Here is a 22,890-nt window from a genome sequence, read left to right on the forward strand (position 1 = left end):
TTATCTTTTTTTACTATACAGCTTGTAAAAACAAAATGCATAATATTATGTACGTTGTTCATTAAATTGACACAAACATTCTTAAAAACGCTTACTATTTTCACAACATTCTTATTATAACACAGAGAAAAACTATGGTTTAGCTACTTTTGACTTTTCTCCTTCGCGATTCGTTTGTGTATTATATGGTACAACGTAAAAGCTCGGTTTTGAAAATATGTTAACGAACTTTTCCTCATATTCTCCAGCACCGTTTACAGTGCTAACATGCGTATGAATTCCATTCTCCACTCTATAGATTCGGTACATAATTCTGTTATCTGGAAGTGGCGTCCAGCTTAATTTTGCTTTAAATAAACCGAAAGGACTAAATGATAGTTTCATTTTTACATCTTCAATTCTTCGTAGCCGAATCGGAGCACCGATTGTTTCCACACCTTCAGGTTTCATAAACTTCTCTTTATGCTCTACATTAGCCTTCGTTAAAATTTTCTTAAATAATTTTGTCGCAGATGCACTTTCTCCTTGCAACTGATGCTCCTTATCCGTACGGTCATAACCAATCCAAACAGCGCCTACTAAGTTCGGTGTATAGCCGACGAACCACATATCTCTTGCTCCCTTATCGTCATTTGGCAATGAAGTTGTACCTGTTTTCCCAGCTAACGCACCGTTATATACACCAACTCTCGCTGTTCCTTCCTTCACAACTCCTTCTAACATTTTCGTCATATACCATGCTGTCTGCTTCGAGAAGATTTTCGTCTCTACTTTTGGAGATTCCCCAATGACTGCACCGTGTCTATTTAATACTTTATCAATAACGTGCGGCTCAATAATATTTCCATTTGCTAAAAATGAACGATACATTTTTACAAGATCAAATGTTGAAACGCCATTTTTCAATCCGCCAAGCGCTGTACTTAAACCAGCATCTGCAATATGGACATTTCCTTTTTCTAAATATTGCTTTCCTTCTTCTACCCCTAACTCATTTAATAAAGAAACTGCTGGTACGTTTGCCGACTCTAAAATCGCATCATACATCGTCATTTCTTTTGAATACTCATGATTATAATTTCGAGGTTCATACCCTTCAAAAGAATTTCTTTCATTTGTTAATAAAGAATACGGATTATACTTTTTCGTTTCTAGTGCTGGTGCATAAACGATAAGTGGTTTTAAAACAGATCCAGGCTGCCTTTTGGCAAAAACACGATTAAATCCTCTCGGGACGTACTTTCTTCCCCCAATCGCCGCTTTAATCCCTCCCGTACGATTATCCATTAATAAAAATGCACCTTGCGCCCCCTCTTCTTTCCCAGGGAAATTCCTTGCATCTTGAAACTGGTTATACGCTACCTTTTGAATTTTTTCATCCATAGGTACGACAAACGTATATCCTCCGCGAAGTACTTCCTGATGAGACAACCCGTATAAACGAGCGGCTTCATCTATGACCATATCAATATACGGCATATATGCAAGCTCATTCTCATCTAAGTTTTTATATAGAGCAATTGTCTTCCCTTGATAACGAACGCTTTCTTCTGCAGTCAAATAGCCTTGTTTATGCATAAGTGACAACACGAGATCGCGGCGTTCCTTACTCTTCTCTGCAGAGTAGTACGGTGAATATCCGTTTGGTGACTTCGGAAGGCCTGCAAGCATTGCCCCTTCCTCTACCGTTAAATCCTCAACATTTTTATTAAAATACAACTTTGCTGCCGCTTGAATACCGTAAGCCCCATGACCAAAATAAATATGATTCATATACATTTCAAGAATTTGTTGCTTCGTATATTTTTGCTCTAATTGAAGAGAAATTGCGACTTCCTTCAATTTGCGCGTAAATGTTTTTTCACGAGTTAAAAAGACATTTTTAGCGAGTTGCTGCGTAATGGTACTACCGCCCTCTACCTTTTCTCCAGCTAACGTATCTTTATAAAGAGCCCGGAATATAGACGGATAATCAATTCCTTGATGCTCATAAAAACGGGAATCTTCCACCGCAACAAACGCTTGCTGCACATACTTCGGAATTTGCTCGACTGGTACGAGTTCCCTATTTTCTACGTATAATTTCGTAATTTCTTTTCCTTTCTGGTCAACAATACGTGATGAAGAGTGGAAAACGAGCTGCTTTTCATCCATCATATAGCCACCAGCTAACACGATAAGTTTATAGAGTACAATTGCTACTACAAACGTTGCGACGCCGCCTAATAAAGTCCACTTTACTTTCTTCATACATCGTCCTTCTTTCCAAATGATGGTACATTTATTATTTGAAAAAGAAGTATCTTTATGTATATAATCTTCGAAGTTTTTTAAGAGAGTTGATATAATAGAAACAAACTATTAAGGGGGCATTAAAATGAAGGCTATTATTTCATACGAAACACCTCTAGAACAATCACATTTCACTGCAAAAAATGATGAGAAAAATATGTTTTATAAAGAAAATACAGAAGAATCTGTAGAAGGTTCACTTCAGTATGACGTACTAGATGCTGTCGGTGAATTTAAAGGACAACCTGGCTATATCGTTTGTAACAACATTTCTGTCACAGACGAAGGTCGCCCAGTATTTGAAAACCGCTTTAAAAACCGCGCAGGTCTTATTGAAAACGAACCAGGATTCCAAGCGATCCGTGTTCTACGCCCATTAAGTAACGATACATATGTCATCTTAACGATGTGGGAAACAGAGCAAAACTTTAAAGACTGGACAGAATCACGTTCATTCGAAAATGCTCATAAAAAACGTCCCACGCAAGCAGAAGGACAAGCACAGGCGCATCCACATGCCGAACAGCAAAAGAGTATTTTCTCTCGTCCGTCGTTCGTGACTACTTTTGATGTGTTAGTTTAATTAAAAAGTAATACAACACTATCAGTACGTGAAATTATATTAACGATTTTTCGAATATATCTATCACATCTTTGAATATATCAACGATTTTTCGAATATATCTATCACATCTTGAAATATATCAACGATTCGACTAAAGATATCGATTTAATGACAAAAAGGAAACACCATTACACACCGGTGTTTCCTTTTTCTTTGTACCAATTATATATACGAAGCGAATCTTTTTTTCTCATATGCTTTACTTCATAACCGCGCCCGGCTACCGCTACAAGAGTTGTACATAATTCATCTTTTCTTTGAAAATACGATTGATCATAACCTACTGCTTGAACATGTCTTCTTCGCATTATTCCTGTATATTTCGAAAAATTACGATATACAACCGTTAGTTGATTTTCTCTTAATTCATAACCACCACTTTTATATCTAGCATACGCAAGTAACGAAAACACGATAAATAACGGTAAAATAACAAACAACGCAATATATTGTTTAAAATATATACTCACGCTGGCAATTAGAACTGTGAGTATGATACTTATTAACCAGCCCATAATGAAATAACGACGCAACGCTGTTTTTGGTAAGTGAACGATCTCCGCTTCGATTTCATAAGGTAACTCTAAATATGTGAGCAGGGGCTGTACATCTTTTTTCTTCATAAATGGATGCAACATTACTTCGTTACTTGCTGCTCCAATACTTTGAATTGCTTCCACTTCAACAGCACAATAGCCAAACGGCTGGCGAAGCATACCTTCTTTTACAGTAATCGCTTGAATGCGGTGCAATTTTAAGACAAACTCTTTCTTTTCAAATAATCCTTGAACGATACGAATCTCTTCCCCTTTTCGCTCAATTTTAAAGTTTGCATATTTCAACACATATACAGCCGTGGAAATAATCCATGAAATTACCATTAAAATTAATGCAATTACAATTAGTTTATAAACACCGTTTCCCATCACATACGCTTCTACTTTACTTGTGAATCCTTCAGGAAGAACAAAATCAAACTTTGTGTAAAGAAGTACTAGTCCAGAGAACACTAGTCCGAACCGACCAGATGTAATCGCTGCGGCTAAAACCTCTTTCGCTGTTAACTGATAAACCATCTTGCTTTCTTTCTCTTCTATTTCTTCTTTTACAGTAGTTTCTTTCTTATGTAATAAAGAGATTAAATGTTTTGCCTCGTCTTCTTTAATACCAGCCAACATCACTTCTGGTTCATTACCACCACCGGCTACTTCTATATTTAACTTCATAAGTCCGAGCATTTGATAAATGATGTTAGAAGACATACTAATATTTTGTACACGCTCTTTATTTAAATAGCTTTCCTTCTTTACAAAAACACCGTGCTTTATATGTAAAATATTATTCTCAAGCCAGTACACTTTAAAATACCATTTAATTGCTGAAAAAATAGCCATGATGAATAAAACAACCAGAAGGAAAAGATAAAATAAATACCAAGGTTCCACTTGTTCATCAGGTTTAAATAAAACAAGAATAATAAGTGGCAACAAACTCGCAACCCTAATACCTAACAATATCGTAATCGGATGTTGCCTCTTATACATCCTCATCACTCACTTTCGCAAGTTCTCCAATTTGTCTTTTCAGCTGTTCTGCTTCTTCTTTCGTTAAACCTGGGATACTATGAGAAGTTGCGGCTGTTGAAATGTGTAATTCTGCTAAATTATACTTTCTCATAATCGGCCCTTGCTCAATCGTTACGTGCTGCACACGGATTATCGGAATAAGTACGCGTTTTACAGCGAACATTCCCTTTTGAATCTCAATCTCTTCTTCATTTAATCTGTAACTATAATAGCGCTGACGTAAATTTGGAAATACAAAATAATCAAGTGGAATAAATATAATGGCTCCTGTTACTAATAGTCCAAACAACCAGCCCCACCAGTTAAAGTTAATCATAAAAAAGAAATACGCAATTACGACTGTTAGTATAACTGCCGCCCCAATTAAAGCGTGAATCCTCCACACTTTCAGCATATTAGAATGAATCTCCCTTTCTAACGGCTGCATCTCATCACTCCAATTCTATGAATTTATTACTTATATATTATCAAAAAATAAGGTTTTATATACATTTTTGTAAATTTATAGTCAAATAAATATAAGTGAATCAAAAGCATGTTAAAAAACATATATTATAAATATGAATTATATTAGACCAAATAAACCCTGCATGATTCATGCAAGGTTTATCGTTTTATACACAATATATTTCATTATTGTTGAGATATACTAGCATCGCTTTCAATTCGCTTTTCTTTTTGGCTCAGTTTTTTATCTTTAGATTTTTTTAATGTTAAAGTCATGCCAATAAAAATAAATAGAATTCCTGTTATTTGCATTAAAGTTGGACGGAATCCAGTAAGTACAGTATCTAATAATATTGCCACTGCCGGATCTAAAAAAACTAATATTGAGATTGTTTTTGTAGATAAATGGCGTAAACTATCAAAAAACAGATAATACACTATCCCTGTGTGAATAAAACCAGTAGCTATAATATATGTCCAATTACTTTGAGTGAGGCCACTAAAAGCATCTAAATCTATAAATGGTATTAAAAGAAATATCCCCAAGAATGTTTGTAAAAATGTCATTGCATACGCACTCATTTTGTTAATCCCTTTACCAAATAAAGTTGTAAATGCATAAAAGAGAGCTGCAAGAAATCCCCATATCATACCTGAAGACATTAATGAACCGAAAGAGAAGCTTCCATCGATACCAGCAATTAATAAAGCTCCCACAAAACACACAACTATTGAAATGATAGATATTAATGTTAATTTTTCTTTAAAGACGATACTTCCAATTAACAGTACAATTACTGGTGCAAGATGATAAACTGAGATAGCAATTGTAACTGACATATTTTCAAAGGCTTTAAATAAGAAAACCCAATTAAATACTAAGAAAAAGCCACATATTAAAACTTGAATAACTTCTTTTCGTTCCCATTTATCTTGTTTATATTGCCCTGTAAGCAGCCAGCATACACTTAAAAATATTGTCGCAAAAATACACCTTACAAACACTAATTCAAACGAAGGTAAGTTTGTTTGAACAGAAAAAAATCCAACTGATCCAAAGATAACCATTGATGCTATCATCTTTAAGGCCGGTACCGTTTTCTCTTGCTTAAAACTTTTTTGAAGCAAATTAATCCCCCTCCAATAAAAAAATCTGTTTATAGTGAGAAAAACACCAGCCTAAAAAAGGACAGGTGCTTTTCCTCAAAAACACTCAACTACAAGTTTTTCCCAGCAGTCCAACCACCATCAATTACAAAATTAGAACCAGTAATAAAGCGGGCCTGATCAGAAATCAAGTACTCAATACATGAAACAATATCCTGCGGCAACCCCCAAGTATCTAAAGATTGATTACTTTTTATCATAGACATCAATGCTTTATTACTAAAGTATTCTTCTGTAAGTTCAGTTCTAATAACACCGGGAGAAATGCTATTTACTCTTATATTTTGCTTCCCAAATTCCATAGCCATCTGTTTAGTCAATCCGATTAAGGCATGCTTTGATGCCACATAAGCAGCTCGCTCTGGTTCAGCCATTAATCCAGAAACCGATGCTATATTCACAATACAACCTTTTATTTTCGATTCACACCATCGCTTAGCTACTTCCCTAGAAAGGATAAATGGTGCTACTAAATTTACATCAATTACTTTTTTAAACATATCATCGGATAAATGTAAAACAGGTGTTATCTCTCGAATACCAGCTGCATTTATTAATATATCAGGAGAAAGCTTTTCTAAATCTAATTGAGTAAAAAGATTATGAATCGCTTCGCTATTACTTAAATCAATTTGCACTACTTTCAAAGGCATATCTGTTTTCATATAATCTATTAAGTTATTATTATTAATATCAAGAGCTATTACATGAAATGATTTTTCTAAAAAATATTTTATACAAGCATGACCTATACCGCTATTGGCTCCAGAAATCATAATTATTTTATTCTCTCTCATTTTGTCTCCTTATAAGAAAATGTTACTAATAAAATATCACGAAAAGCCTCCGTACTACATTCTGTTCCAAGTGGCGTTACGGCATGGAAGACCTTTTGTCCAAATACTAAAGTTTCTAAAGGCTCCTTCAAACTTATAAACTGATTAATTTCCCGAGGAGAATTAGCTATTAAATTATCTCCGCCGATAGCTGTATTACTTAAATTCATAAGGTGTAAAAACACTACTGGTTCATCATCTTTATGTAACCAAATAGGTGAACTAAAAGATGGTCTTTCTTTAGTAGCTTTATATCTTACTTGATGTAAGCCTATAATTAAATCTTTACTTTTATCTATTATATTTGTTTTAAATGCAAACTCAGTATCGAAACGCACGATATTTTGAATTAAAGGATTACATAAAAAGCTATCATTTATGCTATTGAACTGTCTAACTTTCCCGCCATCATCATAGTTATATTCTTTAGATTGGAAGTAATCATTACTATTATCTAAAATATAATCTGGTGAATCAACATACTTTATATACCTTGAATAAGATCTAGCACGGCATTCACCGTACGCATCATCTTCCAAATTATAATAATCTAACTGTGCTTGTGTTAATAAACTATGATTCTCTTCCTCTTGTAAAAAGATTTCATTTGAGATTTCAAGAAACCCTTTAGATTCAAATTCATGTACCTTTTCTTCTATGCTAAAGCCACTCATTTTACTAAGAACAAACGTCATTATAAAAACCTCCACACTATTGTATTTTTCTTTCTCACCCTATGTTAGAAATGCAATAAGTAACCGAGATTCTTGCTTAATAAAATTAAAAATTATGATATTCAATTAATACACCAAATGAAATATATGTAATCCATTAAAACTATTTCTTAAGCAATATTATATATCCTTTTGGACATTATTTCTAATTATCTGAAGATTTATCAACATTAGTCTTAATATTCGGAACTAAAGAAATAACTTTTTCAGGAAGATAAAACTGCGAGTATTGCAATTATTTATGTATATAACTTTTTTTATAATTATATTTTAAATATAGCTAGTTTTTTATAATTTTTTTGATATAATTACATACGGGAAACGGGAAGAATTTTGTCTTCCCATGTGTTTTTATTTGCATCTAGTTCTTTTGCTAGATGCTTTTTTTATGCTAAAAAAGGTATCCTCAAATACTTTGAGGATACCTTTTCACTTTTATTATCTCTGCTGTTTTCTACCTAATACGAATAATCCAAAACTCATCATTACAAGAAGTGCTCCCATATATGGTTCCACAGGCATTTTCTGCCCTGTCTTCGGTAATTCTTTTTCCGGTTTTTCTGAATTCGGTGTTCCAGGCTTTTCTGGATTTGGTGTTCCAGGCTTTTCTGGATTTGGTGTTCCAGGCTTTTCTGGATCTGGTGTTCCAGGCTTTTCTGGATTTGGTGTTCCAGGCTTTTCTGGATCTGGTGTTCCAGGTTTTTCTGGATCTGGTGTTCCAGGTTTCTCCGGATCTGGTGTTCCAGGCTTTTCTGGATCTGGTGTTTCTGGACCTGGTGGTGCTAAATGATTCAATTTGTTTAATACTTCTAATTGAACTGCATTTATCATTCCATTTGTAATTTCAAATGGAATTGGATTAGTTAATTTTTCATATCCTTTTGGTGCTTCTACTTCTACTAGTGTGTAGTTACCTACAGATAGATTTGCGATTTTTGCCTTTCCATCTTTATCTGTTGTTACTTTCACTACTACTTTTCCCTTGTCATCATGAACTTCAAACACAGCTCCTGATAAGACTTCCTTGCTTTCAGCGGCCATTTTTGTAATCTCCACTGAACCTTTGTCTAACTTTTCATTCTCTACTTTCAATGATAAGACTTTTGTCATACCTTTTTTAATTTCGAATGATACTGGTTCCGTTAACTTCTTGTAACCTGGTAAGCTCTTCGTCTCTACTAATTTGTATTTTCCTACTGATAGATCTGAAACGTTTGCTTTTCCATCTTTATCTGTCGTTACTTCTGTTACTACTTTGCCTTTGTCGTCTTGAACTTCGAAGACTACGCCTTCTAATACTTTTTGACTATCTTTATCTACTTTTGTGATTTCTATTGAACCTTTGTCTAACTGTTCATTCTCTACTTTTAATGATAAGACTTCTGTCATACCCTTTTTAATTTCGAATGATACTGGCTCTGTTAGCTTTTTGTAGCCTGGTAAGCTTTCTACTTCTACTAGTTTGTAATTTCCTACAGATAGATCTGAAATTTTCGCTTTTCCTTCTTTATCTGTTTTTACTTTCGTTACTACTTTGCCTTTTTCATCTTGCACTTCGAATGTTACGCCTTTTAATAACACGCCACTTTCTTTGTCCACTTTTGTAATTTCTACTGAGCCTTTATCTACTAATTCGTTCTCTACTTTTAGTGATAAAACTTCTGTCATACCCTTTTTGATTTCGAATGATACTGGCTTCGCTAGTTTTTTATATCCTGGTAAGCTTTCTACCTCTACTAGCTTATATTTCCCTACTGATAAATCGGAAACGTTTGCTTTTCCTTCTTTATCTGTCGTTACTTTTGTTACTACTTTTCCTTGCTCATCTTGAACTTCGAATGTTACGCCCGCTAATACTGCGCCACTTTCTTTGTCCACTTTTATAATCTCTACTGAACCTTTATCTAACTGTTCGTTCTCTACTTTCAATGATAAAACTTTCGTCATACCTTTTTTGATTTCGAATGATACTGGTTCTATTAATTTTTTGTAACCTGGTAAGCTCTTCGTCTCTACTAATTTGTATTTTCCTACTGATAGATCTGAAACGTTTGCTTTTCCTTCTTTATCTGTCGTTACTTCTGTTACTACTTTTCCTTTGTCGTCTTGAACTTCGAAGACTACGCCTTCTAATACTTTTTGACTATCTTTATCTACTTTTGTTACTTCCACATTTCCCTTGTCTAACATTTCGTTTTCTACTGTTAAAGCAAGAGATTTTGTCATGCCTTTTTCAATTTGGAAAGCAATCGGATCTACTAATTGTTTATACCCTTTTGGTGCCTTTACTTCTACTAACTTGTATGTGCCGACTGATAAATTAGTAACTTGTGCTTGTCCTTTTTTATCTGTCGTTATTTTAGCGACTACTTGTCCTGCTGCATCTTGAATCTCAAATACTGCATCAGCTAAAGCATCTTTATTTTCTTTATCTACTTTTGTAATTTCTACATTTCCTGTATCCACTAATTCATTTTCTACTGTTAGCTTTAGCGCTGTTACTCTACCCTTTTCAATTTCGAATGAAACTGGCTTTTCTAGTGGTTTGTATCCTGCCGGTGTTTCTACTTCCACCAACTCATACTTCCCAATAGGTAAATCTGAAACGTTTGCTTTTCCTTCTTTATCCGTCTTTACTTTCGCAACTACTTTTCCTTTTGAATCACGTACTTCAAATACAACATTTTCTAATGGAGCTTTACTATCTTTATCTATTTTTGTTATCTCTACATTCCCTGTATCCACCATTTCATTTTCTACTTTTAATGATAGAACCTCGGTCATGCCTTTTTTGATTTCAAATGATACTGGTTTTTCTAGCTTTTTATAACCAGGTAAACTTTCTACCTCTACTAATTCATACTTTCCTACAGGTAAATCTGAAACATTTGCTTTTCCATCTTTATCTGTCGTTACTTTTGTAACTTCATTCCCCTTTTCATCTTGAACGATGAATGTTACTCCCGCTAACGGTGCTTTATTATCTTTATCTATCTTTGTTATCTCTACATTTCCCGTATCTACCATTTCATTTTCTATTTTTAATGATAGAACTTCAGTCATGCCTTTTTTAATTTCAAATAATACTGGATCTGTTAGTTTCTTATAGCCTGGTAAACTTTCTTTCTCTACTAATTTGTACTTTCCTACTGATAGATCTGAGATTTTTGCTTTACCATCTTTATCTGTTTTTACTTCCTTTACTACTGTTCCAGCTTCATCTTGCACTTCAAAGACTACGCCTTTTAATGCTTTTTTGTTGTCTTTATCTACTTTTGTAATTTCTACTGAACCTTTATCTAACTGTTCATTTTCTACTTTCAATGATAGGACTGTTATCATACCTTTTGTAATTTCGAATGATACTGGTTCTGTTAGCTTTTTGTAGCCAGGTAAACTTTTCGTCTCTACTAATTTGTACTTTCCTACTGATAAATCTGAGATTTTTGCTTTACCATCTTTATCTGTTTTTACTTCTGTTACTACTTTTCCTTGCTCATCTTGCACTTCGAAGACTACGCCTTCTAATACTTTTTGACTATCTTTATCTATTTTTGTAATTTCTACTGAGCCTTTGTCTAACTGCTCATTTTCTACTTTTATTACTAAAGCTTTTGTCATACCTTTTGTAATTTCAAATAGTACTGGTTCTGCTAGATTTTTGTAACCTGGTAAGCTTTTCGTCTCTACTAATTTGTACTTTCCTACTGATAGATCTGAAACGTTTGCTTTTCCATCTTTATCTGTTACTACTTTTCTTACTACGTCATCTTTCTCATCTTGGACTTCAAATTCGACACCGGCTAATACTGCTCCGTTTTCTTTGTCCACTTTTGTAATTTCTATATTACCTTTGTCTACCATTGCATTTTCCACTTGTATTGGGAATATGCCGTCCCCTGTTACATTTACTTCGAACTCTGTTTCTTTTAATTGGTAGCCTTCAGGTGCTTTTGTTTCTTTTAAAATATATTTTCCTGGTGCTAACGGTTTAGAGATTGCCTTACCATCTTTATCTGTAACAATATATTCGACTACTACACCGTCTTTTACTATATCAAACTCTGCATTTGCTAATGGTTTTTCACCATTTTCCGAATCAATTTTCTTTACTTCAATTTGACCCTTTTGCATAGTATTTTTAATTTCAATTGTTTTTATTTCTCCAGCTTGAAGTGTAACCTCTACTGGGCTTGTTAATTTTTGATATCCTTCTGGTGCTACTGTTTCATAAACTTTATACGTCCCAGGAGCTAAAGTTTGAGGTACTGAAAAACCTTTTTCGTCCGTTTTCAGTTTTACAACAACTTCATTTGCACTATTTCGAACTTCAAATTCGGCACCTTTTAACCCTTTGTTCGGATTCTCAGAATCTATTTTATGAAGCGATACTGTACCATCTTTTGGAGCTTCAGGCGGCGTAATAGTTACTTCTTTTGATGTTAATGTTTTATCATCAAAATGTAATTCCGCTTTATTAGGAATCTTCTTATCTACGTAAGAAGATAAGTCTGCATTATTTTTAATTTTCGCCTTAATACTAAGGTTAATTATCTGGTCTTCATATGACTTATAGTCAAAACTCTCACCAAATGTAAATGTTACTTCACTTCTTTGTTTATCTATATTTAACGTTCCTTTAGAAGTAATATCTTGGCCATTTTGATCATACACTTTTGCCTCTAATACTTCTAAAACATCTTCTAAATCATCACTAATTACCATAGATGTGTATTTAGGAGGATCGTTCGGTATATGTGTACCAACTTGGTATTGAATAACTTGATCCATTTGTGTTAACTGCTCATTCTCTACAAGCTTGCCATTCTCATCAACTATATTTTTTTCAATGCTAGGTGGATTATTGTCACCTGAACCGGATCCTCCCCCACCACTTACAAATACTTGTCCTACTTTTTCTTCAGTTTTAATATTTTTACCTTCTAATTTCACAGTATTTTTATGAGGCTTTGCAGCAGGATTAGTAATCTTTGTTTTATATCTTAAAATATAGCCTTTTGAACTGTCGGGAAATTCAATTGTAAATCCAGTCTTCGTTGCATTTATTTTAATGTTAGATAAATTTGCTGGCTTAATATTTGTTGGTGCATAACCATCTTCAAATACAGCCTCTTCTAATACTACGCTGTCTGTAATTAACTCATGCCCAGGTCCTAATGTATCTGTTAATTTAAGATCTTGCATTTCTGTTCCAGTCGCATTTACATATACAAGCCAATCAGCAATGGACGGATCTTCTTGATTATAAGAACCCCATTTCAATAGATTATCTGTATTGGGCTGTGGCTTCGGTCTCTCTGTAGTATTACTTACATTTACTTCTTTATTTACGATTTGACCATCAACGTTAAATTCTAATGGAATTTCTTTAACACCATCATATGCTTCTAGACCAAAGTAGAATTCTACGAATAAAGAACCTTTAATGTTATTCTTTCCTTCTACGTAATCACCCATAGTACACGTTAATAGACCCTTTTTCATCTCACATGTACCAACTGTTTTTCCTTCAGCATCTTTTAAAGGAAAACTCATATTCATAAGGTCTTTTCGAAACTCTTTTGGCATATCAATTGTGAATTGATCTCCACTTTTTATTTTTTCTTTAGCTGACCACTTCACTTCTACTTTCATACCATCTGAGGCTTGATATGGTTCAGATGTCGTGCCATCAGTACGGGAAATATTAATTTCGTCCACTGGACTTTTCATCACAGCAGCTTGAATCACTGGAGCCCACACATTCAGCACTGAAAATAATACTAGAAAAACTAATGAAACCATTGAAATATGCCTTTTAGTACTTTTCATTTGCATAGTTCCCTCCTATTTTTTATATTTATATAACAAAAAAAGACCGTCCGGTTGCATCAAAAATGTGCAACCAGACGATCTTAGTAACCAATATGTATTACCGTAGACTCTAAGCTTTGCGGCCTATCCTTTCGAATAGTGTGCTAAAAATATCTTTTATTCTTTTTTTGTTTCATTTTCCTCTTAAACCAAATATTACTATACCGTCTGGACGGTTATAATTCAATACTCTATAAAATTGTTCTATTTTTCTAATAAAAAAAACAATTCACCACTACATTAAATAAGTAATGGTGAATTGTTTTCGCATTATATAGTTCGTATATTCTATTTATATGAATTACTAATAAGAGCTTGAATCACTTTTTCTCTTAACTCGGGGCTTAGTCTGCCAACCCCTAAATATTCCGAATACCATAATCCATCTGCTGCTAATCTAATAATTGTTGCACAAACTGAATCTATCTCATCGTTTTCTATATTCTTTTGCAGTTGCTGAAATGATTGTTGTAATGGCTCAAGTAATTCAGGTTTTAACATGAATGCTGCCATCATACTACTAGACAACTCTTCTGTTCTTCTCTCATTACTTAATCTTTCCTCTACAAAAGAGCGAACCCATCTCCCTTTCCTCTCTGAGTCTTCCGCTACTTTATTGTAAATAGCGCCCTCATTATCCTCTATCCCTCTGACTATCATACCTTCTATTAAAGCTTCTTTATTTGCAAAGTGATACAATAATCCACCTTTACTTACACCCGCCTCTTTTGCCACTGCTTCTAAGGTTAATTTAGCAACCCCTTTACATTGCACAATTTGAGAAGCGGCCGCCAAAATCTTTTGCCGCGTTATGCTGATACTCATTCCTTTTTAAAACCCCATTTCTACTAAATTTATATAAATACGAATCTTATTTTTAATATTGTTGATTACTACTAAGTATTTTCTTTATACAACAAAAGCTGCATTACCTTTGAATTTTTAGTTACTTATTCCATTAAAAATTTCCATATCATTCAATATGATAACATCAAATATATAACATTGACTATACATCTATACTTTTATATTCATCGAAAATATATCCATAAACACGAAATGTATAAAAATTGATTATCCTTATACATCTAATCTATAATTTAAAGAGGTTTATATTTTCATAAAAATAAAGTGAAATTTTATAAGGATGATTCCATTGAAAAAATTTTCTATTAGTTATTTAATATGCTTATTGTTTTTTTCTATCATTGTGAATGTTTTACAGTATACAAGCGTTCCAAATTATGCGGATTCATGGGGGCCGATTTGGGTATCTATTATTATGCTTTCAATTCTTGGAAGTATTCCTGTTCTTATCGGTTGTTTAATAGGCGAATTTTGTTATAGAAAAATAAAAGGAAGTCACGAATTAAAAATTGGTATTCCTTTATTTATAGTGTTAGGTATTTCCTACAATCATTTCTTCTTTATGTTATTTAACGACCGATATTTTCTATCCTTTAATTTAGAAGCCTTTTTGGAAACAGGCCTACCTATTACGTTATCATCTTTATTATTTTACCTTATAAGACGCCGTTAATTCTTTCATCATTACATAAAAAAATGTTATTACTCTTGTTACATCGAGTAATAACATTTTTATTTAAATCTATTTAACTAATTTGCTTCCAACTAGTATTCTTCACATCTTCGCTAGTCGGCTTTCTAACTGATTTCACAAAACATTCCTCGCAAGCACCAAATGCAATGAAGTTTTTCTGTGCTTGTCTTAACGAGACTTCATTTGCCCCGCCTTCAAAGTCAGGATCGTTAAACTGTACCTCATCATCTTCCCAGTAACATATATTACAAATTTCATATGTACCTGGTGGTTCTTCTTCTATTGTTCTATACCCGCAGCACGGACATGTATATTTCATTCTGTCACTCCATTATTCATTTCTTTTTTCTCCCATATATTCCGGCCCATAAAGAATGTAACAGCGCAAATCATAGTTATTACCATGAAAGTAGTATTAGAATCCTCATATGTAGTTGGAATTCCAACCGTTACAGAAACAATACTAAAAGCTAAAAGTAAATATAATAATAAAGATAGAATATAGCTTAGTTTAAATCGTAAAATGATACCTCTAAACAATAGCTCACCAAGTAGACAGCCACCTAAAATGATAGGTACTCCGAAATATAATGTAAGGACTCCCATTTGCGCAGTAGATTGAATTATCTTACCGATTATGTTCGGCGAAACCAGCTCACTATTGTTTCCCATCCTATCATATAAATCAAGTGCCGTTACTGAAATAAAGAAACTTAATATAGAAAACGAATACGGTATTAAAAATTTGCTCACTCTCATTCACCTCACTTTTTTTGTTTCACATATATTATTCATTACTTTCACAAAAAAAATAGCCCTCTATGCTAAAACATAGAGGGCATAATTTTTATATAAAAACCTATACCTTATCCTGAAATCCCCCCTAAACAGAACATCTAAACTATCTGTGCCCTATATTCTTTAGGGGATAGGTGGTTATTAGAAAGTAGTGCCTTCTTTTTTATAATATTCTTTTGAAATCTCTTCATAAAATGCGGCTGATGTCGCGTAGAAATACGGTGCTAACCATAAGAAACCGATTCCTATAGTAAGAATACTTAATATGAACCAGCCTAAGAAACTTAAGCATAGTAAAAAGTAATCCATTTTATGTCCATTCATCATATGACGACTCTCAGTAATCGCTTGATTCGCTGTATATTCTGGATGATCATTCAAAATAAAATATGTCATAGAATAAGAAAATGATTTAATAATACCTGGAATAATAAGAAGTAATGTCCATAGAGTCAAGTATACATACATTAGTAAATATGTTAAAAACGACTTCATCAACTTACTTCCATCGCTAAACCATCTAAATATATGACCAATGCGAGCATCAGTCCCACGAATTGCATTTAAAACAAGATAATAGGCACCTATTGTTAATGGACCAATAACAAGCATTACTATAATACTTACTGTAAGTGAATCACTTGCCTCTTCCCAACCCCAAAATATCGAGAAAATACCTGTTGTTAGCATTTCAACAGCTCCAATAAGGATTCCAATTAATAAAGTTGCCCCTACCGCTAATCCCCATCTTCCTTTTAATGCATCAAGCGCTTCTCTTTTCAACTGACTTATCATATATAACCTCCTAATACTATTTATATTTTAGTATACCATTTATATCAAAAATTCCACAGATTCCCCTGAAATAGAAGCATACTCCTTTTTGCATACGTATTGATACATGTGTGCTGTAGTTGTACTAATATATGGATTAAACGACTCTTTTCCCTATAACAAAAAAGCTTGCCCTTCATAATAGGCAAGCTTTCTCAAGTTATTTCTCACTTAACTTCTTATACCAATTCTGCATTCTCTCCGCATCTTCTACTCTCGTATGCTCTATTTTATAACTAGATGATGCACTCGAAAACTTATACGTACATAAATCCGCACGGCGCTGGAAATATGATTGTGTCTTCTCCATTGATTGGACATGTCTTCTTCTAATAAGTCCTGTATATTTTCCGACGCTACGATAGACAAGTGTAATTTGTTCTCCGTTAACACTGTAACCATTTGTTTTAAATGTTGCGTATCCAAGTGTAAAGATGAGGATCGCGAGCGGAATTAATGCCCACATGATGAAGTGCTTTTCAGAGTATATACTTATTCCAATAAACGGGATTGCTAGCATTGCGAAGAAAATGAAACTATCAATGAGATAGCGGCGTAATGCTGCTTTTGGTAATGCAATAATGTTTGCATTCAGTTCGTATGGTAATTGTAAATGGGCGAGTAACTGTTGTACTCGATCTTTTCGAATGATTGGGTGCAGTGTAACCTTTTCTTTTTCGTCACTCATTCCTTTACTTTGAATGACTTCTACTTGCACAGCACAATAACCGAATGGTTGGCGTAAAATACTTTCTTTTATCGTAATACCTTGAATACGATGCAATTTTAGTACGAGCTCTTTTTTCTCAAGCAATCCTTGCGAAATGCGGACTTCGTCATTTCTTCGATTCACTGTGAAATCGCCATGTTTTAACGCGTAACCGATTGTAGATATAATCCAAGAAAGAACGAGTAACATGGCTACCATGAAAATCCAGCCATATATATCATGTTCCATTACATACGACTTTACGCCATTCTCTATCCATTTCGGAATGTACTCATCTACTTGGTGATAAACGAAAAAGATTAAAGAGAATAATAGTCCAAATTGACCAGATGTAACAGATGCTAATAAAATCTCTTTCCAAGTTAATTTATATTCTGTCGCTTGTTTTTCTTCTGTAACAATTTCTTTTTCTACTACATTTTCTGTTGCTTCGTCTAACGTTCCTTCTGCTTTCACTTCTGGAGTTGGCTCATTTAGCAAAGTAATAAGCTCCGCCGCTTCTTCTGCCGTAATACCAGCTAAGCTAACTTCTGCTTCATCGCCCCCACCAGCTGTTTCAATCTGAATTTTTTTTAAACCGAGCATTTGATATAGTACGTTAGAACTTGTATTAATCGTTTGAACACGTTCTTTATTTAAGTAGCTCTCCTTTTTCACGAAGAGACCTTTTTTCACATGTAATACGTTATTTTCAACCCAATATGTTGTGTAATACCATTTTTCAAATGCTGAAAAAACGGTGAGTAAACCAAATGCTGCGGGAATTAAATACCAAAACGGGAATTTTCCGTTTAAGCTAAACATGAAAATAATGAGTGGTATAAAATCTGTTATTTTTAATTCTAATAACATCGTGATTGGATGCTGCCTCTTATACATCCTCATCACTCACTTTCGCTAATTCTGCGATTTTCGTTTTCAACATTTCTGCTTCATACATCGTTAAGCCTGGGATGCTATGAGAAGTTGCTGCTGTTGAAATGTGTAATTCTGCTAAGCCATATTTTCTCATAATTGGTCCTTGTTCAATCGTTACGTGCTGCACACGAATCATCGGTACTAATACGCGCTTTACGACAAAAAGACCATGCTGAATTTCAAGCTCTTCTTCATTTAGTTGGTAGCTGTAATAACGTTGACGTAGTTTCGGGAATAAGAAGTACGAAAATGGTGCGAACACAACTGTCAGCCCAATCATTACATACAAAATCCACGCCCACCAATCAAACTTTATCATGAGGAAAAGGTAAGCTAAAATGACGAGTATACCGATCCCTTCTTCAATTACAGCACGAACTTTCCACACCTTGACCATGTCAGGGTGAATTTCATTTTTCAATGGATCCATGTAACCACTCCAAATCTAGTAATCTAATATATGAATACTCTTAATCTACATTTTACATAACTTTACAGAAAATTGAAATTTAATCTTCTTTCTTCTCAGGAATAAAATATCCGAACCAAAGTAACCAAATGAAACCGATTAACTTCATCCAACTTCCATCCGCTTGAAAAGCTTCAATCATACCTGGTATTTTATAAATCCCAATAAATCCAAGAAAACCGAGCCACCAGTTTTTTTGCATTTTCATCTTTACTCCTCCTTCATGACGTTTTTCACATTTCGAATCCAAATTTCTTTATACTTTAAATGGAATCCCATGAGCATATAGTTGCTCATATTATCGATCACAAGCGCTAGCGTATGAGCATTTTCTTCCGTTTCATGTTGTGACACAACGCCCAGTCTCGCGCCTTTCTTCAATAAATCGTGGAAACCATGTAAGAAATCCTCTTGTATTTCAAATAAACGTTTCTGGTACTTTTCATTTCGCGATGCAGTTACGATAAATTCATTGATAACGCGCAGTATTCCTTCTTGCCCTTCATACTCAGAGAGCATATGTAAACCATCTGCGATTAGCTTTTCTGCAAAGTTTTCTTTCGTATACTGCTCTTTATCGAAGTAATTTGCAAAATGATAATCAGAAAAAATCTCTTCAAATAAAAAATCAACTAACGCTTCTTTAGAAGAAAAATGATAGTAAATAGCCGGTTTTGAAATACCTACCTCTTTCGCAATCATGGAAAGACTCATCTTCTCAATGCCGTGTTCTGCCATAAGTTTAAATGATGCCTCTACAATGTTCTGCGATGTTTGTAAATTCTTCGTCATATTGTACCTCACTTATTTTTACTTACCGGTCGGTAAGTGAATTATAAAACAAAACGAAATGATTTTCAATTTAGTTAGCACTACATAAGGTATTTATTGGAAAATACAGAAAGTTATAAAGTAAAAGCAATATATAACAATAAGGAGGATATCATATGGGACTTGGTGGTAATGGCGGCGGTGAAGCGGGACAAGCTGGTAAGAGCGGATTTTCATTAATCATTGTACTTTTTATCGTATTGATTATAGTTGGAGTTAGCTATATCGGACTTAGCTTCCAAGAAAAGGCGTCCTACATTACACATGTAGGACGCCTTCTTTTTAATCCCTATTCAGCAACCGCATACGATAACAATTCATCGTTACTTCCCCAAGTCTTTGCAGTAATTGATAGTTCGCATACGCGCCGACTGGGGCACCGATTATGGGTACGAGCTGAAGCATTTTTGCTAAATCGATATAGTCTCGGTACTCTGTTTGGAACTTTTCCCAGTCCATATGATTTTCTTCTTCTGTATCCCATGTTTCGATTGCTTTCCATATTTCTTTTCGGTGGTCGTCACTTGAAAAGGCAAGCTGGAAAACGTGAAGGATAAAAAGGCGCTCTTCTTTGTCGCTCGTATCAAATCCGTACAATGTTGCTGCATCGAATAAAAATTTAATTTTAATGCCGAGTAAAAGCGGAAAGTCAGCAAGGCCAAGGAGAATACCGCCTGCTCCCGTCCCTGCTCCTTCTGCCGCTGCTATTTTTTTGTACTCATCCATTTTTTTACGTACTTCATCGTCTCGTCTTTGCAATGACCAGTTCGTCTCTTTTAATTTCGGCTTTATAAAGTTTGATCCGGCGCTAATTGTTTGTACCATCATCCGAATCGTTTCTGTTAATACTTTTTGCACTTTCGCCGGAATAAGCTGTTGTACTTTCGTCTGCACTTTCTTTGAGAACCGTGTCATCATAGAAGAATCTTTCATGAATGTAGCTTTCCACTGCTCCAGTTCTTTTATAACCTTTTCTTCATATGTAATCATAGGTTCATTCCCTTCAATTTAAACGCTCAATACGTTTTGCCCCGTATTGATAAACGAAACCGATACTAAATACTATGCTTACGACTAGTAAAATTCCCGTCATCATGAAATCTTTCGTCGCAAGTGCAAATATCACTGTAAAGATTACGCTCCCGATGATTAGAATCGCATTTAATAAAGTAAGAAAATCTTTCTTCTTCTCTTCTCCCCCTACTGGGTACAAATCAAGCCAAATTTTCATGCGGTGATGTTTCCATAAAGTTAATAGCTGATAACCGATTAAGTATAGGAAGATAAGGCTTACGATAAATCGTCCATATAAAAACGGAATGAAGTAAAGAATAACTCCGCCAAGAGCAAGCAGGCGCACATATAAGCCAAAATAATTACCAGATCTTAAGAAAGTTCTCGTATATAAGTATAAATATGTACGCTTTTCGCCTATCATCGACAGAATGAAATCAAGCCATTTTCTGCGTGCTACTCTCTCTTTTAATGCTGGTACATCAACGAACATATTCGCAATTCGGTACAGCAGCATCATTTTCTTACCTTCTTCAGAAATTAAATACTCCCAGTTTAGCGGCTTTCCTTTTACCATTTGATGCATGATAGCAAGATATAACACCATGAGCAGAACGATTCCGCCAATAACAAGAACTGAATTACGTTCTACAAGGAAATATACAAATAAACCGTTTAAGATAAAACGAATAAACCAATCAGCCTTTTGTATATTTTGATCTGTTAAAAATGACTTTTCCCACGCTACAAATAAATTCCACGCTTTTACAATGACGAATGCGAGTACGATCCATATGTAGCCAGCACCTGTTTGCTTCATTTGTTGGAAGTATAACGGAGCAAGCGCAGCTGCTACGATTGCAATTATGTATAACTGAATCATAAATGTAAAAAGAAATGCCTTGGTGAAGTAAGGTTTTAACTTTTCTTCAACTGGCAGTAAGTAAACGAGATCCGCTTCTTTTAATAACGTTTGAATGGATCCAGCTGTTAACACGAGTCCAAGCAACACTGCCATAACAAGCGCTGTCGGAAACGAAGGTGTTAACGTTTGTAACCATTGCTGGTAATAATACGCTCCTGCGCCGATGATAAATACAAAAATAAATTTCAAATGATCATTAAATACGTATTTACTATATGTACGAACTTCTTTTAGAAAGTGACGAAATCGTTCTTTCCATAATGCTGTGCTATTCATAATCTTCTTCCTTTGTTAGCGCGATGTAAATATCATCTAACGTTGCACCTGGCATATTAAACTGTGATTGCAGCTCAGATAACGTTCCCTTCGCTCTTACTTCACCTTGATGCAAAATAATGAACGAATCACAATAACGCTCTGCCGTCGCTAAAATATGTGTGCTCATTAAAATGCCGGCGCCACTCTTTTTCATTTGATCCATCATTTGAAGAAGTGATTGAATTGCTAACGGATCTAATCCAACGAAAGGTTCGTCTACTATGTAAAGAGATGGCTCAACTAAAAACGCGCTCATAATCATTACTTTTTGTTTCATCCCTTTTGAGAAATGAGATGGAAACCATTTTAAACGATTTTTCATGCGAAATTCATGTAATAGTTGTCCTACACGTTCTTCATATTGTTTTTCATCGACACCGTACGCCATCGCTGTTAGCTTCAAATGTTCTTCTAGCGTTAGCTCATCATATAATACAGGTGTTTCTGGGATGAACGAAAAACTAGAACGGTATGCTGTCATATCATCACGAATTGTTTTCCCATTAATTGTGACAGTTCCTTTTTTCGGTTCCATTAAACCGATAATATGTTTAATCGTCGTACTTTTACCAGCTCCATTTAAACCGATTAAGCCGACAAGTTCGCCTTTATTAACAGAGAACGAAACATCTTTTAATACAGGTCGTTTCGTATATCCTCCTGTAACATTTTCTACACGCAATAACTCGCTCATACGACACCACTTTCTTCATTAGTATTCATTCTATATTCATCTTACCAAAAATGGCGCTGTACTACATAGTATCGATGTCTTAAAAAAAAATTAAATTTGTTAGCATATATTTTTACGAAAGCGGACATCATAATTAGTGAAGAAGGAACACATTGAAAAAGCGACCACCAATTGATGAGTACAACAACATAGTGAAGTCATCATGAAATGGGGTGTCCATGTTGGACAATGAAATTT

Annotated in this window: 20 protein-coding genes, 1 pseudogene and 1 riboswitch; of the genes and pseudogenes, 3 read left to right on the forward strand and 18 right to left on the reverse strand. The window is 34.4% G+C overall.

Annotated features, from left to right (window positions below; genetic code table 11):
• Nucleotides 1-132 precede the first annotated feature (132 nt).
• Complete coding sequence (locus tag BUA87_RS12090; RefSeq protein WP_053565068.1) at nucleotides 133-2,250, reverse strand: transglycosylase domain-containing protein; 2,118 nt, start codon at nucleotides 2,248-2,250, stop codon at nucleotides 133-135.
• Nucleotides 2,251-2,377: 127 nt separating this feature from the next.
• Between BUA87_RS12090 and hmoB the strand changes: the two genes are divergently transcribed.
• Nucleotides 2,378-2,875 carry a heme-degrading monooxygenase HmoB gene (gene hmoB, locus BUA87_RS12095; RefSeq protein ID WP_071714113.1) on the forward strand — a complete coding sequence of 166 codons (498 nt, stop codon included), beginning with the start codon at nucleotides 2,378-2,380 and terminating at the stop codon, nucleotides 2,873-2,875.
• A 170-nt stretch (nucleotides 2,876-3,045) separates the two neighbouring features.
• Here hmoB and BUA87_RS12100 read toward each other — a convergent pair whose 3' ends face one another.
• The 7 genes from BUA87_RS12100 to BUA87_RS12130 all read right to left on the reverse strand — a co-directional run bounded on the left by BUA87_RS12100 (nucleotide 3,046) and on the right by BUA87_RS12130 (nucleotide 14,386).
• Nucleotides 3,046-4,461, reverse strand: a complete 1,416-nt coding sequence (locus BUA87_RS12100) for a PH domain-containing protein (RefSeq protein WP_072939769.1) — start codon at nucleotides 4,459-4,461, stop codon at nucleotides 3,046-3,048.
• Nucleotides 4,454-4,930 (reverse strand): PH domain-containing protein, encoded by a 477-nt coding sequence (locus BUA87_RS12105; RefSeq protein ID WP_072939772.1) that lies wholly within the window; start codon nucleotides 4,928-4,930, stop codon nucleotides 4,454-4,456. Before BUA87_RS12105 ends, BUA87_RS12100 begins: the two co-directional genes overlap by 8 nt.
• A 206-nt stretch (nucleotides 4,931-5,136) precedes the next feature.
• A complete protein-coding gene (locus BUA87_RS12110; protein WP_000939632.1) occupies nucleotides 5,137-6,078 on the reverse strand; it encodes a DMT family transporter in 942 nt (313 codons plus the stop codon).
• Nucleotides 6,079-6,167: 89 nt separating this feature from the next.
• Nucleotides 6,168-6,914, reverse strand: coding sequence for an SDR family NAD(P)-dependent oxidoreductase (locus tag BUA87_RS12115; RefSeq protein ID WP_001208940.1), 747 nt, complete (start codon nucleotides 6,912-6,914; stop codon nucleotides 6,168-6,170).
• On the reverse strand, nucleotides 6,911-7,648 hold the full coding sequence (locus tag BUA87_RS12120; protein ID WP_016082583.1) for a 2OG-Fe dioxygenase family protein: 738 nt from the start codon (nucleotides 7,646-7,648) through the stop codon (nucleotides 6,911-6,913). Before BUA87_RS12120 ends, BUA87_RS12115 begins: the two co-directional genes overlap by 4 nt.
• 477 nt (nucleotides 7,649-8,125) lie before the next feature.
• Complete coding sequence (locus BUA87_RS12125) at nucleotides 8,126-13,525, reverse strand: SpaA isopeptide-forming pilin-related protein (protein ID WP_072939775.1); 5,400 nt, start codon at nucleotides 13,523-13,525, stop codon at nucleotides 8,126-8,128.
• A gap of 59 nt (nucleotides 13,526-13,584) precedes the next feature.
• Nucleotides 13,585-13,677: riboswitch (cyclic di-GMP riboswitch) on the reverse strand.
• A gap of 172 nt (nucleotides 13,678-13,849) precedes the next feature.
• On the reverse strand, nucleotides 13,850-14,386 hold the full coding sequence (locus BUA87_RS12130; RefSeq protein ID WP_000028013.1) for a TetR/AcrR family transcriptional regulator: 537 nt from the start codon (nucleotides 14,384-14,386) through the stop codon (nucleotides 13,850-13,852).
• Nucleotides 14,387-14,717: 331 nt separating this feature from the next.
• Here BUA87_RS12130 and BUA87_RS12135 point away from each other — a divergent pair, with 331 nt between their 5' ends.
• On the forward strand, nucleotides 14,718-15,101 hold the full coding sequence (locus BUA87_RS12135) for a hypothetical protein (RefSeq protein WP_000714567.1): 384 nt from the start codon (nucleotides 14,718-14,720) through the stop codon (nucleotides 15,099-15,101).
• A gap of 73 nt (nucleotides 15,102-15,174) precedes the next feature.
• Here the strand turns inward: BUA87_RS12135 and BUA87_RS12140 are convergent, their stop codons facing one another.
• The 7 genes from BUA87_RS12140 to BUA87_RS12165 form a co-directional block, all read right to left on the reverse strand.
• Complete coding sequence (locus BUA87_RS12140) at nucleotides 15,175-15,441, reverse strand: CPCC family cysteine-rich protein (RefSeq protein ID WP_000877838.1); 267 nt, start codon at nucleotides 15,439-15,441, stop codon at nucleotides 15,175-15,177.
• Complete coding sequence (locus tag BUA87_RS12145) at nucleotides 15,438-15,881, reverse strand: hypothetical protein (protein ID WP_071713728.1); 444 nt, start codon at nucleotides 15,879-15,881, stop codon at nucleotides 15,438-15,440. The genes BUA87_RS12140 and BUA87_RS12145 overlap by 4 nt, the downstream gene beginning before the upstream one ends.
• A gap of 180 nt (nucleotides 15,882-16,061) precedes the next feature.
• Complete coding sequence (locus tag BUA87_RS12150) at nucleotides 16,062-16,715, reverse strand: DUF975 family protein (RefSeq protein WP_000625399.1); 654 nt, start codon at nucleotides 16,713-16,715, stop codon at nucleotides 16,062-16,064.
• A gap of 199 nt (nucleotides 16,716-16,914) precedes the next feature.
• Nucleotides 16,915-18,363 (reverse strand): PH domain-containing protein, encoded by a 1,449-nt coding sequence (locus BUA87_RS12155; RefSeq protein WP_071713729.1) that lies wholly within the window; start codon nucleotides 18,361-18,363, stop codon nucleotides 16,915-16,917.
• Nucleotides 18,356-18,832, reverse strand: coding sequence for a PH domain-containing protein (locus tag BUA87_RS12160; protein WP_000371358.1), 477 nt, complete (start codon nucleotides 18,830-18,832; stop codon nucleotides 18,356-18,358). The genes BUA87_RS12155 and BUA87_RS12160 overlap by 8 nt, the downstream gene beginning before the upstream one ends.
• 79 nt (nucleotides 18,833-18,911) lie before the next feature.
• Entirely contained in the window at nucleotides 18,912-19,079 is a 168-nt protein-coding gene (locus tag BUA87_RS31320; RefSeq protein ID WP_000783808.1) for a hypothetical protein, read from the reverse strand.
• A 2-nt stretch (nucleotides 19,080-19,081) separates the two neighbouring features.
• Nucleotides 19,082-19,663 carry a TetR/AcrR family transcriptional regulator gene (locus BUA87_RS12165; protein ID WP_016082590.1) on the reverse strand — a complete coding sequence of 194 codons (582 nt, stop codon included), beginning with the start codon at nucleotides 19,661-19,663 and terminating at the stop codon, nucleotides 19,082-19,084.
• A 150-nt stretch (nucleotides 19,664-19,813) separates the two neighbouring features.
• On the opposite strand from BUA87_RS12165, the pseudogene BUA87_RS12170 reads away from it, so the two are divergent.
• A pseudogene (locus BUA87_RS12170) lies at nucleotides 19,814-19,941 on the forward strand (YjcZ family sporulation protein); the annotation flags it as partial.
• Nucleotides 19,942-19,984: 43 nt separating this feature from the next.
• On the opposite strand, the gene ecsC reads toward BUA87_RS12170, so the two are convergent.
• From ecsC to ecsA, 3 genes are read right to left on the reverse strand one after another with little or no spacing between them, the layout of a single operon-like run.
• The gene (gene ecsC, locus BUA87_RS12175; RefSeq protein ID WP_000634126.1) at nucleotides 19,985-20,692 is read right to left on the reverse strand and encodes an ecs operon protein EcsC; all 708 of its coding nucleotides are present in this window, start codon (nucleotides 20,690-20,692) and stop codon (nucleotides 19,985-19,987) included.
• Nucleotides 20,693-20,705: 13 nt separating this feature from the next.
• Entirely contained in the window at nucleotides 20,706-21,917 is a 1,212-nt protein-coding gene (ecsB, locus tag BUA87_RS12180; protein ID WP_071713730.1) for an ABC transporter permease EcsB, read from the reverse strand.
• Nucleotides 21,910-22,653 (reverse strand): ABC transporter ATP-binding protein EcsA, encoded by a 744-nt coding sequence (ecsA, locus tag BUA87_RS12185; protein ID WP_001292598.1) that lies wholly within the window; start codon nucleotides 22,651-22,653, stop codon nucleotides 21,910-21,912. The genes ecsB and ecsA overlap by 8 nt, the downstream gene beginning before the upstream one ends.
• Between the last annotated feature and the right edge of the window lie 237 nt (nucleotides 22,654-22,890).

Source organism: Bacillus sp. bc15 (genome assembly GCF_900142585.1).
Taxonomy (GTDB): Bacteria; Bacillota; Bacilli; order Bacillales; family Bacillaceae_G; genus Bacillus_A; species Bacillus_A cereus.

Bases quoted from the DNA above. Each gene is read 5' to 3' on its own strand.
- ecsB (WP_071713730.1), bottom strand. From the start codon at position 21,917: ATGAATAGCACAGCATTATGGAAAGAACGATTTCGTCACTTTCTAAAA.
- BUA87_RS12130 (WP_000028013.1), bottom strand. From the start codon at position 14,386: ATGAGTATCAGCATAACGCGGCAAAAGATTTTGGCGGCCGCTTCTCAA.
- BUA87_RS12165 (WP_016082590.1), bottom strand. From the start codon at position 19,663: ATGACGAAGAATTTACAAACATCGCAGAACATTGTAGAGGCATCATTT.
- BUA87_RS12150 (WP_000625399.1), bottom strand. From the start codon at position 16,715: ATGATAAGTCAGTTGAAAAGAGAAGCGCTTGATGCATTAAAAGGAAGA.
- BUA87_RS12155 (WP_071713729.1), bottom strand. From the start codon at position 18,363: ATGTATAAGAGGCAGCATCCAATCACGATGTTATTAGAATTAAAAATA.
- BUA87_RS12100 (WP_072939769.1), bottom strand. From the start codon at position 4,461: ATGTATAAGAGGCAACATCCGATTACGATATTGTTAGGTATTAGGGTT.
- BUA87_RS31320 (WP_000783808.1), bottom strand. From the start codon at position 19,079: ATGAAAATGCAAAAAAACTGGTGGCTCGGTTTTCTTGGATTTATTGGG.
- BUA87_RS12140 (WP_000877838.1), bottom strand. From the start codon at position 15,441: ATGAAATATACATGTCCGTGCTGCGGGTATAGAACAATAGAAGAAGAA.
- BUA87_RS12105 (WP_072939772.1), bottom strand. From the start codon at position 4,930: ATGCAGCCGTTAGAAAGGGAGATTCATTCTAATATGCTGAAAGTGTGG.
- BUA87_RS12160 (WP_000371358.1), bottom strand. From the start codon at position 18,832: ATGGATCCATTGAAAAATGAAATTCACCCTGACATGGTCAAGGTGTGG.
- BUA87_RS12090 (WP_053565068.1), bottom strand. From the start codon at position 2,250: ATGAAGAAAGTAAAGTGGACTTTATTAGGCGGCGTCGCAACGTTTGTA.
- BUA87_RS12120 (WP_016082583.1), bottom strand. From the start codon at position 7,648: ATGACGTTTGTTCTTAGTAAAATGAGTGGCTTTAGCATAGAAGAAAAG.
- BUA87_RS12145 (WP_071713728.1), bottom strand. From the start codon at position 15,881: ATGAGAGTGAGCAAATTTTTAATACCGTATTCGTTTTCTATATTAAGT.
- ecsC (WP_000634126.1), bottom strand. From the start codon at position 20,692: ATGATTACATATGAAGAAAAGGTTATAAAAGAACTGGAGCAGTGGAAA.
- BUA87_RS12125 (WP_072939775.1), bottom strand. From the start codon at position 13,525: ATGCAAATGAAAAGTACTAAAAGGCATATTTCAATGGTTTCATTAGTT.
- hmoB (WP_071714113.1), top strand. From the start codon at position 2,378: ATGAAGGCTATTATTTCATACGAAACACCTCTAGAACAATCACATTTC.
- BUA87_RS12115 (WP_001208940.1), bottom strand. From the start codon at position 6,914: ATGAGAGAGAATAAAATAATTATGATTTCTGGAGCCAATAGCGGTATA.
- ecsA (WP_001292598.1), bottom strand. From the start codon at position 22,653: ATGAGCGAGTTATTGCGTGTAGAAAATGTTACAGGAGGATATACGAAA.